The 12,018-nt window shown below is 64.2% G+C and carries 11 protein-coding genes; 6 read left to right on the forward strand and 5 right to left on the reverse strand.

Annotation, left to right across the window (positions count from 1 at the left end; all coding sequences use genetic code 11):
• Position 1: 1 nt before the first annotated feature.
• From M2360_RS06155 to M2360_RS06170, 4 genes are read right to left on the reverse strand one after another with little or no spacing between them, the layout of a single operon-like run.
• Positions 2 to 973 (reverse strand): branched-chain amino acid ABC transporter permease, encoded by a 972-nt coding sequence (locus M2360_RS06155; RefSeq protein WP_280773666.1) that lies wholly within the window; start codon positions 971 to 973, stop codon positions 2 to 4.
• Positions 970 to 1,881, reverse strand: coding sequence for a branched-chain amino acid ABC transporter permease (locus M2360_RS06160; protein WP_280773668.1), 912 nt, complete (start codon positions 1,879 to 1,881; stop codon positions 970 to 972). Before M2360_RS06160 ends, M2360_RS06155 begins: the two co-directional genes overlap by 4 nt.
• Positions 1,878 to 2,621: an ABC transporter ATP-binding protein gene (locus tag M2360_RS06165; protein WP_280773670.1), complete on the reverse strand. Its 744-nt coding sequence runs from the start codon at positions 2,619 to 2,621 to the stop codon at positions 1,878 to 1,880. The genes M2360_RS06160 and M2360_RS06165 overlap by 4 nt, the downstream gene beginning before the upstream one ends.
• Positions 2,618 to 3,418, reverse strand: a complete 801-nt coding sequence (locus M2360_RS06170; protein WP_280773672.1) for an ABC transporter ATP-binding protein — start codon at positions 3,416 to 3,418, stop codon at positions 2,618 to 2,620. The genes M2360_RS06165 and M2360_RS06170 overlap by 4 nt, the downstream gene beginning before the upstream one ends.
• Positions 3,419 to 3,518: 100 nt before the next feature.
• On the opposite strand from M2360_RS06170, the gene M2360_RS06175 reads away from it, so the two are divergent.
• From M2360_RS06175 to M2360_RS06190, 4 genes are read left to right on the forward strand one after another with little or no spacing between them, the layout of a single operon-like run.
• On the forward strand, positions 3,519 to 4,229 hold the full coding sequence (locus M2360_RS06175; RefSeq protein ID WP_280773673.1) for a GntR family transcriptional regulator: 711 nt from the start codon (positions 3,519 to 3,521) through the stop codon (positions 4,227 to 4,229).
• Between the two features lie 8 nt (positions 4,230 to 4,237).
• On the forward strand, positions 4,238 to 4,579 hold the full coding sequence (locus M2360_RS06180; protein WP_280773675.1) for a TIGR04076 family protein: 342 nt from the start codon (positions 4,238 to 4,240) through the stop codon (positions 4,577 to 4,579).
• 4 nt (positions 4,580 to 4,583) lie between these two features.
• Positions 4,584 to 5,630 carry an aldo/keto reductase gene (locus tag M2360_RS06185; RefSeq protein WP_280773677.1) on the forward strand — a complete coding sequence of 349 codons (1,047 nt, stop codon included), beginning with the start codon at positions 4,584 to 4,586 and terminating at the stop codon, positions 5,628 to 5,630.
• 1 nt (position 5,631) lies between these two features.
• The gene (locus M2360_RS06190) at positions 5,632 to 6,888 is read left to right on the forward strand and encodes an ABC transporter substrate-binding protein (protein WP_280773679.1); all 1,257 of its coding nucleotides are present in this window, start codon (positions 5,632 to 5,634) and stop codon (positions 6,886 to 6,888) included.
• Between the two features lie 107 nt (positions 6,889 to 6,995).
• Here M2360_RS06190 and M2360_RS06195 read toward each other — a convergent pair whose 3' ends face one another.
• A complete protein-coding gene (locus M2360_RS06195; protein ID WP_137154312.1) occupies positions 6,996 to 7,886 on the reverse strand; it encodes a LysR family transcriptional regulator in 891 nt (296 codons plus the stop codon).
• Between the two features lie 125 nt (positions 7,887 to 8,011).
• Here M2360_RS06195 and M2360_RS06200 point away from each other — a divergent pair, with 125 nt between their 5' ends.
• Positions 8,012 to 9,595, forward strand: coding sequence for a proton-conducting transporter membrane subunit (locus tag M2360_RS06200; RefSeq protein ID WP_280773684.1), 1,584 nt, complete (start codon positions 8,012 to 8,014; stop codon positions 9,593 to 9,595).
• Positions 9,596 to 9,599: 4 nt separating this feature from the next.
• Positions 9,600 to 12,011, forward strand: a complete 2,412-nt coding sequence (locus M2360_RS06205; RefSeq protein WP_280773686.1) for a DUF2309 domain-containing protein — start codon at positions 9,600 to 9,602, stop codon at positions 12,009 to 12,011.
• The last annotated feature ends 7 nt before the right edge of the window (positions 12,012 to 12,018 follow it).

A 12,018-nucleotide genomic window follows, 5' to 3' on the forward strand; every position in this document is an offset into this window, starting at 1 on the left:
GTCAGTCCTTGTTTTTTATAGCGCGGGCGGATTTGAGGCGGCTCAGCGGGCTGACCTCTCCGAACAGGCCGCGAGGGCGCCAGAGAAGCATCAGGCAGAGCCCGACGCCGATGGCGACAATCTGCAGAGCTGCGGCCCGCGCCTGCTGATCGGGTGGAACGAAACTCGAGACGGCGGCTGCGGTGAGCGCCCAGAGACCCCAAACAAGAATAGCGCCTGCGATTGCGCCCTTGTTGTTGCCGGAGCCGCCGACGATGAGCATGGCCCAGACCTGGAAGGTGAGGATCGGCATGTAATTGTCCGGCGCAATAAAGCCGATGAAATGCGCCTGGCAGGCTCCGGCGAGCCCCATGATTGCGCCGCCGAGCGTAAACGCCTGCAAGCGGAAGCGGATCGGCCGCTTGCCGAGCGCCTGCGCCGCCGTTTCATCCTCGCGCACGGCGCGCAGCACGCGGCCCCAGGGGCTTTTCGCCAGATGCTCCAGGCCGAGATAGAGGCAGAGAACGACGACGGCCATGACGCCGAAATTGGCGAAGCTGAACAGCGCGGCATTCTCCTGCCAGGCGCCGAAGGGGCGGGGAATGAAGCCGATGCCGAAGGCGCCGCCGGTGACCGGCTGCAGATTTAGCATGGCGAGCTGCATCGTCACGGCCACGCCGAAGGTGGCGATGGCGAGATAATCTGAACGCAGGCGGATGGTGAGCGCGCCGACGCCCCAGGAGAGAAGCCCTGAGAGGACAGCCGCGCCGAGCCAGCCCACAACGATCGGCAGGCCGAAACCGCCCAGCCGATCGGGCGCGTCGGGCGTCGTCAGAATGGCCGATGTATAGGCGCCGACCGCAACGAAAGCGGCGACGCCGACATTGAACAGCCCGGTCATGCCCCATTGGACATTGAGCCCGAGGCAGATGACTGCATAGGTCAGCGCCATGGTCAGGAAGAAGGCGGCGTAAGCGAGGATATCGAGGCTCATGACGCTCTCCCGAACAGGCCGCGCGGTCGCGCGAGCAGAACCGCGATCAGAATGACGAAGGCGACCGCCGCGCGCCATTCCGCGCCGACAAGCTGCACCGCCAGCGCTTCGCAGAGGCCAATGATCAGCCCCGCCAGCATGGCGCCCGGCACGCTGCCGATGCCGCCGAGAATCGCGGCGGCGAACAAAGGCAGCAACAGATCATGGCCGAGATAGGGGCGGATCTGGATCAGCAGACCGCTCATCACGCCGGCCACGCAGGCGAGCGCCGCGCCGAGAAACCACACCGTGCGGATCACACGTCGCACATCGATGCCGGCGATGCTGGCCAGCGCCGGATTTTCACTGACCGCCCGCATGGCGCGGCCGATATCGGTGCGGGTCATCAGCAGATGCACAACGATCACCGCGATGGCCGCCAGCGCCAGCATCAGCAGCTGGTCGGGCGTGGCGCGCAGGCCCCCGCCGAGCTTCATGGCGATCTGCAGCGCATTGGTGAAATAGGCGGGACTGGAGGTGAAGATGAATTCGAGGAGGCTGCGCAAAGCCAGCGACGCGCCGAAGCTCGCCATGACCATGATGATCACGGCGCTGCCACGGCGCCGAAAACTGGAAAACAGCATCGCATCCACGGCCAACGCCAGCAGTCCGGTCAGCACGATGGCGAGAAGCAGTCCCGATGGCAGCGACCAGCCGAAGGAGAAAGGGCCGATGGGCGCCGAGAGCCCAGGCGCGAGATAGCCGAGCGCGCCCGAGGCGGCGAGGGCGAGATAGGCCCCCCAGGACAGAAGCTCGCCATGGGAGAAATTGGAAAAGCGCAGGATCGAATAGGTCAGCGTCACGCCGACCGCGCCGAGCCCGATGATCGATCCGGCAATCAGCCCGTCCATCAGAAATTGCGGGTTCATGGGGAGCCCCTTTCACTCGGATGGGTCGCGCCCAGATAGATCTTGCCGACCAGCGGGTCATCCGCCAGTTCCGCCGGCGTTCCCTGATGGCGGATCTGTCCCTCGGCCAGGATCACGGCGCGGCTGGCGATGGCGAGCGCGGCCTTCACATTCTGTTCGACCAGGATCACGGTCACGCCGCTGGCGTTCACGCTGCGCAGCATGGAAAAAACCTCACCGACGATCTTGGGCGACAGGCCTGCCGAGGGCTCGTCGAGAATGATGACGGGCGGATCGAGCGCCAGGGCGCGGGCGACCGCGAGCATCTGTCGCTGTCCGCCCGACAGCGCGCCGGCGAGGCGAGAGGGCTTGGACGCCAGATCTGGAAAGCGCTGAAAAAGCGCCTCGATCGCCGTCTTGCGCTGGGACCGCGGCAGATGCGCAACTGCGATCTGCAGGTTTTCGAGAATGCTCATGGTGGCGAAGACATTTTCGGTCTGCGGCACGAAGCCCAGCCCTTCCGCCACTTTCCGATGCGGAGCGACGCGGGTGATATCGCGGCCGTTCAGCGTCATCGCGCCCGAATGGATGGGCACCAGACCGGCGATCGCCTTGACGAAGGTGGATTTGCCGGCGCCGTTGGGGCCGAGCAACACCACGAGTTCGCCCTTCGTCACCTCGAAATCGACGCCGCGGACGATCGGCAGGTCAGGCTCGTAACCGGCGACGAGGGCATGGGTGGAGAGGACGATGTCGCTCACAAGCCGCCTCCGAGATAAGCGTCGATCACGGCGGGATTGGCCGCCACATCTGCCGGAGAGCCTTCCGCCAGCAGCTTTCCGAGCGCCATCGCCACGACGCGGGAGCAGAGCCGGGAGACCATGTCCATATTGTGCTCGATCAGCAGGATGGAGACGCCCTGACGGTTGAGCGCCGTCACGCGCTCGATGATCACCTCCAGCAAGACGGGATTGACGCCCGCCGCCGGCTCGTCGAGCAGGATGATATCGGGATCGGCCATCAGCACGCGGGCGAGTTCCAGCAGCTTGCGCTGGCCCCCGGAAAGAATTCGGGCTGGCTGATGTTCGAGATGGCCGAGCGTGACGAAATCGAGAAGGCTGCGGGCCTTGTCGATCAGCGCGGTCTCGCGGGCGCGCACCGCCGACGGACGGAGAAAGTTGGCGAACAGGCTTTCGCCGACCTGCTGCTGGCCGCCGACCAGCACATTTTCAAGCACGCTCATCTCCGGAAAGGGGCGCGGGATCTGAAAGGTCCGCGCCAGCCCATGGGAGATGCGGGTTTCCGGCGCGGCGCCCGAGACTTCGCGCCCTGAAATCCACAGTTCGCCGGAGGTGGGTTTCAGGCTGCCGGCGATGAGGTTGAACATCGTCGTCTTGCCGGCTCCGTTGGGGCCAATCAGGCCGATCATTTCGCCGCGACCGACGGTGAGCGACATCTCGGAGACCACGGTCAGGCCCTCGAAACGTTTGGTCAGCCGCCGCGCGTCGATAACGGGCGGGAGGGAGGCCGGTGTGGTTTGAACTGTGCTGGCGGACATTTGCAAGATTCAGACTTGATTTGATGTGTGATGTTTGATCAAACTTTATGACCGGAAGAAAATCAACCGGTATTTCGCCGGAAAACGCATGAGGCGGGGGATGACGGACATACAGTCCAATCGCGTGGAAGGCCTGACGCCGGTCGGGCGTGAAACCGTGCAGGATCGCGTCTACGGCCAATTGCGCCAGACGCTGATCTCGGGAGGCTTCGCCGCCGGAGACGCGCTGCGCATCGTCGATCTCGCCGAACGGCTGCAGACCTCCACCATGCCGGTGCGTGAAGCGCTTGGCCGTCTCGTCTCCGAACAGGCGCTGGAGGCGATGCCGAACCGCACCGTCCGTGTGCCGCTGATCACCCGCCAACGGCTTGACGACCTCGAACGCGCCCGCGTGCTGATCGAAGGACGGATGGTCGAGCTCGCCATTGCCAATCTCACATTGCAGGATCACGAGATCCTCAAGGAAATCAACAGGCAATGCGATGCCGCGTTCACCGAACATGGCCAAGACATCGGCCCGGTGACGTCGAGCTTCAACCAGCGCTTCCATTTTCACATTTATCAGGCGGCCGGCTCCAATGTGCTGATCCCGATCGTCGAAAGTCTGTGGCTTCAGTCCGGCCCAGTCGTGCGCGCCGCCGCCCAGATCCATGACGAGCAGGGCGGGCTTGCCGCCACCGACCATCACTGGGCGATGATCGAAGCGATCGAGCGCCGCGACGCCGACGCCGCCACGCGCGCGCTGGCAGACGATATCGGCCGATCCTTCGACCTCGTCAGAACCCGGCTTCTGGCTGAACAGGCGGCGTGAGGAACAAAATGAGCGTCAATGATCTGTTTGAACTCTACGATCTCCGCGTCGAGGTGGTGATTCCTGAAAACGGACCCGTCTATTGCGGCGCCAAGCCGGGCGATCATTTCGAGCTTCGCGGCGAGATGCTGCATCTGCCGCCGGGGCAGGGCTTTTCGATCTATTCGCTCGCCTCGGTTCTGCCGCTTCTGGCCGCCAAGCAGCGCCCCACCCATCCGCATGACTGGATGACCACCGACGCCGAAATCGCCTGTCCGGACCCCAATTGCGGCACGCGTCTGCGCATCAAGCGGCTGGGCCTGCGCCGGTTCAGCCATGCCGAAACCACTGCCGTTCCCTTGAAAGACTGACATCATGCAACGCATCACCCTCGCACCCGGCTACGACATTTCCCGCGTCATTCGCGGCGGCTGGCAATTGGCGGGCGGCCATGGCGCTGTCGATCCCGACGCCGCCATCGACGACATGGTGGCTTTCGCCGATGCGGGCATCACCACCTTCGACTGCGCCGACATCTATACCGGCGTCGAGGAAATGATCGGCCGTTTTCGGCTGCGCTATCATGATCTTCGCGGTCAGGAGGCGCTCGACCGGATCCGCGTGCACACCAAATTCGTCCCCGATCTCGCCATCCTTCCCACCATCAGCAAGGCCTATGTGGAAGGCGTTATCGACACCTCGCTCACGCGGCTCAATCTGGAACGGCTCGATCTCGTCCAGTTTCACTGGTGGGCCTATGATGTCGACAGCTGGTTGGAGACAGCGGGTTGGTTGAAGGAACTGCAGGCGGCGGGCAAGATCGACAAGGTCAGCGCCACCAATTTCGATAGCGACCATATTGAGGCGCTGTTTGCCTCCGGCGTGACGCTCGCCTCGCTGCAGCTGCAATATTCGCTGCTCGACAGGCGGCCCGAGAAGCGGATGACGGCGCTCGCCGCAGAGAAGAATTTCGCGCTGTTCTGCTACGGCACGGTGGCGGGCGGTTTTCTGAGTGATCGCTGGCTGGGCGTGAGTGAGCCCGAGCATCCGCTCGAAAACCGCTCTCTGACCAAATACAAGCTGATCATCGACGATATCGGCGGCTGGGATCTGTTCCAGGCGCTGCTCCGCACGCTGCGCCGCATCGCCGACCGGCGCGGAACCGACATCGCCACGATCGCCAGCGTCGCCATGCTGCGCCGGCCTGGCGTCGCCGCCGTCATCGTCGGTGCGCGCAATCGCGATCATCTCGCCGCCAATCTGGCGATCTCCGACACGGCGCTGTCGGACGAGGATCTCTCCGAAATCGAGGCCGTCATGGCCGAGGCCAAGGAGCTGGAAGGGGACGTCTACACGCTCGAACGGGATCGGACGGGACGTCATGGGAGCATCATGAAATACAATCTCAACAAAGGGGAATGACATGAAAAAACTGGTTCTCGCATCCACCATGCTGGCGGGCCTCGCCCTGCCGGCCTTCGCCGCCGATTGCGACATCACCGTCGGCGTCGTCATGGAACTCACGGGCCCGGCCGGCGAATATGGCAAGGCCGGCGCGAAATCGATCGAAATGGCCTTCCGCGACTTCAACGACGCCGGCGGCGTCGGCGGCTGCAAGCTCGTCATGGACACCCGTGACAGCCAGAGTCAGGGCAATGTCGCCGTCGATCAGGCCACCCAGCTGGTCAACATCAAGAAGGCGCCGGTGATTATCGGCGGCATCATCTCGTCGGTGTCGATCCCGATCCTGACCTCGGTCACCGCGCCTGCCGGCGTGCCGCAGGTCTCGCCCGCTTCGTCCTCGCCGACGCTGACGGCGCTGGGTCGCGAGGGCAAGACCAATGGCGTGTTCTTCCGCACCATCACGTCTGATGCGCTGCAGGGCACGGCGGCGGCCAAATACGCCATCGATCAGGGCCTCAAGAAGATCGCCATCGTCAATGTCAACAACGACTTCGGCGTCAACATGGTGAAGGAATTCTCCGCCGCCTACACCAAGCTCGGCGGCGTCATCACCTCCACCACGCCCTATAACGAAAAGCAGGCGAGCTATTCGGCCGAAGCCAGCGCCGCAATGAACGGCGAGCCGGAAGCCCTCTATCTCGTCAGCACGCCTGTCGATGGCGCGACCATTGCCCGCGCCTGGATCTCCGGCGGCGGCCCGGCCAAGTTCCTGCTCAATGACGGCATGAATTCCGGAGACTTCATCTCCGCCGTCGGCGCGCAATATCTGAACGAAGCCTATGGCACGTCCTCGGGCACCAGCCCGACCGCGTCGACTGAATATTTCAATGCCAATTACGAAAAATTCTCGGGCGGCATCTCGCCGGCGGCGCCGGCGGCAGACCGCTCCTATGACGCCGGCGCGATCGTCGCGCTCGCCATCGCCAAGGCCGGCAAGGCCGACAAGGCCGCCATCAAGGCCGCTATTCCGGAAGTCGTGGCCCCGGGCGGCGAGCCCATCCATGCCGGCAAGGCGGAGTTTGAAAAGGCGCTGAAGCTTCTCAAGGAAGGCAAGCCGATCAAGTATGAAGGCGTCATCGGCAATGTCAGCTTCGACAAATATGGCGACATCACCGGCCCCTTCCGCCTGTGGAAGATCAAGGACGGCGAAGTGACGACCGTCGGCCAGATGGAAGCCGACGAGGTGACCAAGCTCAAGGCGTCGCTCGGCGAATAATTGATCCTGCTATCAAGACGAGGGCGGCGGCATGTGCGCCGCCCTTCTGCATTCACCGGCTGAAATTAGTATCTGCTCTTCGCCTCATCTGTGGGGCTTATGGGCCCTCAGCCGATATCCCTGTCCATCGCATGATCGAGCAACGGGCCGATCAGCGGATTGGGGAAGCGGCGTTTGACTGTCACGGCGTAGAAGGATTCGATCATGCCGGGCAGGGCGTCGAACTCCATGAGCGAGCCGGCTTCGAGTTCGCCCTTGACCACGATCGGCGGCAACACTGCGAGGCCAGCGCCTTCGCGCGCCAAAAGACGCATCATCGCCATGTCGTCCACTTCCGCGGCCACTTGCGGCGTCACGCCGAGACGGGCGACGAGCGCTTCGAATTGCGCCCTGACGCCGCTTTCGAGCGTCGGCAGAATGACCGGATGGGCGGCAAGGAGATCGGCGAGCGTCGCGCCTGCTTGGCCATAGGTCGGACGGCCAATCAGGCTCACCCGCTGCTGATAGACATGCTGGGCGATAAAGGGGGTGACGGAGTCGGCCATCGGCGCCTGGTTCAACAGCACGATGTCGAGATTGAGCCCCTCCAGCGCTCCTAGCAATTCGCTGGCGCTGCCCGAACGCAGGATGATGTCTACATCCGAGCGCCCGAGAATGGGGCGAAGAAACTCGATCTGGAAGTTGCGGGACAGGGTCGCGAGCGCGCCGATGCGGATGGCGCGACGGGTTCGCCCGGTTTCCTTCAGCGTCTCGACCAGTTCCTCGCCGGTGGAGAAAATCGTGTCGGCATGGTCGAGCGCGATCCTGCCGGCTTCGGTCAGAAACAGTTGCCGGCCCCGACGCTCGAACAGCGCATGCCCCAAACGCTCCTCCAACTGCTTGATCTGAATTGATAAAGCCGATTGCGACAAGTTCAGCCGTTCGGCCGTGCGCGTCAGATTTCCGTCATGGGCGACGGCGCGGAAATAGCGCAAATGATGATAGTTCAGCTCAGACATGGTTCTATAATATAGAACGAAATTGCAGAAACAATGAATTTTTATTGAGCATACTCGACTGATAACAAAGCCGTGAATTGCGCGGCGCCGCCTCCCAGGCCCGCAGCTCTGATCGGAGATATCTCATGATCCATGCTTTACCGCTTCTTGCGCCGCTGTTGCTCGCGGCGGCATCGCTTTACGCCTTCAGATCCCCGGGCCTGCGTCCGCGCGGAGCGATCCGCGCCGCTGAAGTCGCCGCATTAAGTTCCATAATAGTTATTACCGCTTCGGGGTTTGTGCTCGGCCTCTATGGGGCGGGAACCAGCGCGACCATCGGCCTCGGCTATTTCACCCTGTCCGTTCGCCTTGATCTCGTCAGTCTGGTGATGCTCGCTTTGGTCTCCTTCATTGGTTGGGTGGTGCTTCGCTTCGCAGGAACCTTTCTGGACGGCGAGGCCCGGCAAGGCGCATTCACGGGCTGGATGACGGCAACCCTGGCGGCGGTCCTGCTGCTGGTGCAGGCGGGCTCGCTTCTGGTCCTGATCATCGGCTGGGTCGGCGCAAGCCTGCTGCTGCACCGGCCCCTGCTGTTTTATCCGGCGCGGCCCGCCGCCCGGCGCGCCGCGCGCAAGAAGTTCATCGTCTCCCGCATCGGCGACGCCGCGCTGATCTTCGGCGCCGCGCTTCTGGCGATTTCCTTCGGAACCGGCGATATCGCGACCATTCTGGCCGCCGCGCGCGAGGGTCGGGGTCTGCCGCTGACGGTCTGCGCCGCTGCGTGTTTCGCGCTCGCCGCGCTGCTGAAATCGGCGCAGTTTCCGACCCATGGCTGGCTGACAGAAATGATGGAAGCGCCGACGCCGGTCTCCGCGCTGCTGCATGCCGGGGTGGTCAATGCCGGCGGTTTCCTGCTGATCCGGTTTGCCGATGTCATGCTGCAGGCGCCGGGCGTGCTGGCGGTTCTCGTCATGGTTGGGGGCTTCACGGCGTTGTTCGGCTGTGTGGTGATGCTCACCCAGCCGGCGGTCAAGACTTCGCTCGCCTGGTCGACCGTCGCGCAGATGGGCTTCATGATCCTGCAATGCGGCCTGGCCCTGTTTCCGATCGCGCTGCTGCACATCGTCGCCCATTCGCTCTACAAGGCGCACGCCTTCCTGGCCTCCGGCTCGGCGGTCGAAAGGGTCGCGTCCCTCCGCCGGCCGGGTCCTGTGGCGATCCCCAACGCCCGGGCGGTCGGCCGGGCTTTCCTCCTGGCCCTCATCATCTATGCCGCGATCGGCTTCCTGTTCGGCTTCGGTCCTATGCCGGTCCAGGCGCTGGCGCTCGGCGCCATGCTGATCTTCGGCGTCGCTTATCTCATCGCCCAAGGCCTGGCCGATGAAGCCCCCTGGGCGCTGACCGGGCGGACGTCGCTCTACTCCATCTCGGCCGCCACCGCCTATTTCGGGCTGCACCGCGTCTCCGACATGCTGATGCATGACGTGTTGCCGCCGCCGCCCTCGCCCGGTCCGCTCGAATGGACGTTGATGTTGCTCGCCGTCGTGTCCTTCGGCGCGGTGGCCGTCGCCCAGTCGCTGTTTCCGCTCTGGGCCTATCATCCGGCAGCTGCGGGCCTTCGCGTGCATCTCGCCAACGGGCTCTATGTCAACGCGCTGTTCGATCGTCTTCTCGGGGGCTGGTCGTTTGACCGCCCCGTCGCCTCAATCCCTGCGTCCGTAAAGGAGTGAACCCATGGCCGATACACCCTCTTTCGATACGCTGCGTGGTCAGGCGCTCGCTCGTGCGGCGGATAAGGCTATCACGGCGATCCCGCCGGCCTGGCCGCTGACGGCGAGTGTCGCGGTCAATCCCTTTCTCGGCCAGGCAACCGAAAGGTTCGACAAGACCGCCGCCCTGTTTTCCCGGATCGCCGGCGTGCGTCTCGCTCTGCCGCGCAAGCATTACGCCGACAAGATCGCATCGGGCGAGATTGCCCAAGAGGATCTGCTGTCGGCTCTGGCTTCCGCAGGCGCCGTCGATCTGGACCTCGCAGCGATCACATCTGCGGTGACGATGGAGCCGAAGCCGGTCTTCGCCTTGCCGACCATCGCCGATCTCGCCGCTCGCGCTGACGGAAGGGATTGGCCCGGGCTCGTGGCGGATCGTATCGGGGCCTTCGCCGCCGGCTTCTTCGATGAGGGACAGGCGCTCTGGGCCGCCTCGCGCCGCAATGGCCTCTACGCCGCCTGGCGGGCCTTCGCCATGCATGACCTGACGCCGGAGATCCTGGGTCTCAAGGGTTTCGGCGCGCATGTGGCCGACACGCCGGAGGCGCCCGAGGCCGCGATCGAACGGGCCGCCGTCTCGCTCGGCCTCGGAGCCGAGCCGGGGACATACTTCCACCAACTGCTGCTGACGCTCGGCGGCTGGGCGCAATATGCGCGGCACATTCAGTTCAAGGCCGAAGTCTCGGGCCGCACTGACCCCTCCCCGCTCGAATTGCTCGCTATCCGGCTCGTTTTCGAGGAAGCGCTTTTTGTCAGGCGCAAAGCCGCAATCGAAGAAGAATGGCGCAAGGTGCGGAAGATCCATGCCGGACCGCTAACCCCGGATGCCGATACACGCATCGACGCCGTGCTGCAGCAGGCCGTAGAGCGGGCGGCCCAGCGCAAGCTGGCGTCTCTCCTCGCCGCGCCGCAGGCCGACAAACTTGCCGAAATCAGACCTATGCTGCAGGCCGCCTTCTGCATCGATGTCCGGTCGGAAGTCTTCAGGCGCGCGCTCGAAAGCGCCGATAGCAGCATCCGGACGCTCGGCTTCGCCGGCTTCTTCGGCCTCGGCGCGAGCCATAAGGGCTTTGCCTCCGATGTGTCCGAACACCGCCTGCCCGTTCTGCTGAAGCCGTCGGTCTTCACCTGCGCCGAGGTGGAGGAGAACAAGGATGCCGATCGGCAGGCGCGCTTCAGCGCCCGCGCTATCCGCGCCTGGGGGCGGTTCAAGCTGGCGGCGGTGTCTTCCTTCGCCTTTGTGGAGGCAATGGGGCCTGTTTATGCGGCCAAATTGCTGCGCGACGGCCTCTGTTTCGGCAAGGGCAAGCGGCCCGACGCCGCCAAGCCACGCTTTTCTCCGAGCCTCGATCTCGATCAGCGCGCCGGCATGGCCGAGACGGTGCTCAGAGCGATGTCGCTGACCGAAGGCTTCGGCCGCTATGTGTTGATCGCGGGTCATGGCGCCAATACGGTAAACAATCCCTATGCCAGCGCGCTGCATTGCGGCGCCTGCGGCGGCTATGCTGGTGATGTCAATGCGCGTCTGCTCGCGGACCTGCTCAATGATCGCGACATACGCGAGAGGCTGGCGCTGAAGGGCATCCGCATCCCGACGGATACTGTGTTCCTGGCCGGTCTGCATGACACAACGACCGACGCCGTCACCTTGTTTACGGATGATGTCGACGCCGCTGTCGCCGCAGAAGATCTGTCGCGCATCCGGAATTGGCTGGCGCTGGCGGGCCAGCTGACGAGGGCGGAACGCGCGCTCAGGCTGCCGCGCGCCAAGGCGGGCAACGTGAGCGGACGGAGCCGCGACTGGTCGGAAGTGCGCCCGGAATTCGGCCTCGCCGGTTGCCGCGCCTTCATCGCCGCGCCGCGGAGCCGCACGGTCGGACGGTCGCTCGAGGGGCAGGCCTTCCTGCACGACTATGTCTGGCGGAAGGACGAGGGTTTCAAGATCCTCGAACTGATCCTGACGGCGCCGGTGGTGGTGGCGAGCTGGATCAGCCTGCAATATTTCGGCTCTTCGGTCGCGCCCTCGCTGTTTGGGGCCGGCAACAAGCTGTTGCACAATGTCGTCGGCGGCATCGGCGTGGTCGAAGGCAATGGCGGAACCCTTCGCGCCGGACTTCCCTGGCAATCGGTGCATGACGGCGAGGGTTTCTTGCATGAGCCGCTGCGCCTGACGGTGGCGGTGGACGCTCCGAGGGCGGCAATTTCAGATATCCTGCAGCGCCATCCGCAAGTCCGCGCGCTGTTCGACAATGGTTGGCTGAGCCTCTTCTCGCTCGATGATGCGGGGCAATTGGCCTGGCGTTACAAAGGCGATCTGCGCTGGGAGGACGCCACATCCGGTCTCGAAGGGCGTGCGATGGTGAAAAATGCGAGCTGATAGCATA

It is taken from the genome of Rhizobium sp. SG_E_25_P2, from assembly GCF_029892285.1.
Lineage (GTDB): Bacteria > Pseudomonadota > Alphaproteobacteria > Rhizobiales > Rhizobiaceae > Rhizobium_E.

Excerpts from the sequence above, each read along its gene's own strand:
- M2360_RS06155 (WP_280773666.1), bottom strand. The coding sequence starts at position 973 with ATGAGCCTCGATATCCTCGCTTACGCCGCCTTCTTCCTGACCATGGCG.
- M2360_RS06160 (WP_280773668.1), bottom strand. The coding sequence starts at position 1,881 with ATGAACCCGCAATTTCTGATGGACGGGCTGATTGCCGGATCGATCATC.
- M2360_RS06170 (WP_280773672.1), bottom strand. The coding sequence starts at position 3,418 with ATGTCCGCCAGCACAGTTCAAACCACACCGGCCTCCCTCCCGCCCGTT.
- M2360_RS06175 (WP_280773673.1), top strand. The coding sequence starts at position 3,519 with ATGACGGACATACAGTCCAATCGCGTGGAAGGCCTGACGCCGGTCGGG.
- M2360_RS06180 (WP_280773675.1), top strand. The coding sequence starts at position 4,238 with ATGAGCGTCAATGATCTGTTTGAACTCTACGATCTCCGCGTCGAGGTG.
- M2360_RS06185 (WP_280773677.1), top strand. The coding sequence starts at position 4,584 with ATGCAACGCATCACCCTCGCACCCGGCTACGACATTTCCCGCGTCATT.
- M2360_RS06190 (WP_280773679.1), top strand. The coding sequence starts at position 5,632 with ATGAAAAAACTGGTTCTCGCATCCACCATGCTGGCGGGCCTCGCCCTG.
- M2360_RS06195 (WP_137154312.1), bottom strand. The coding sequence starts at position 7,886 with ATGTCTGAGCTGAACTATCATCATTTGCGCTATTTCCGCGCCGTCGCC.
- M2360_RS06200 (WP_280773684.1), top strand. The coding sequence starts at position 8,012 with ATGATCCATGCTTTACCGCTTCTTGCGCCGCTGTTGCTCGCGGCGGCA.
- M2360_RS06205 (WP_280773686.1), top strand. The coding sequence starts at position 9,600 with ATGGCCGATACACCCTCTTTCGATACGCTGCGTGGTCAGGCGCTCGCT.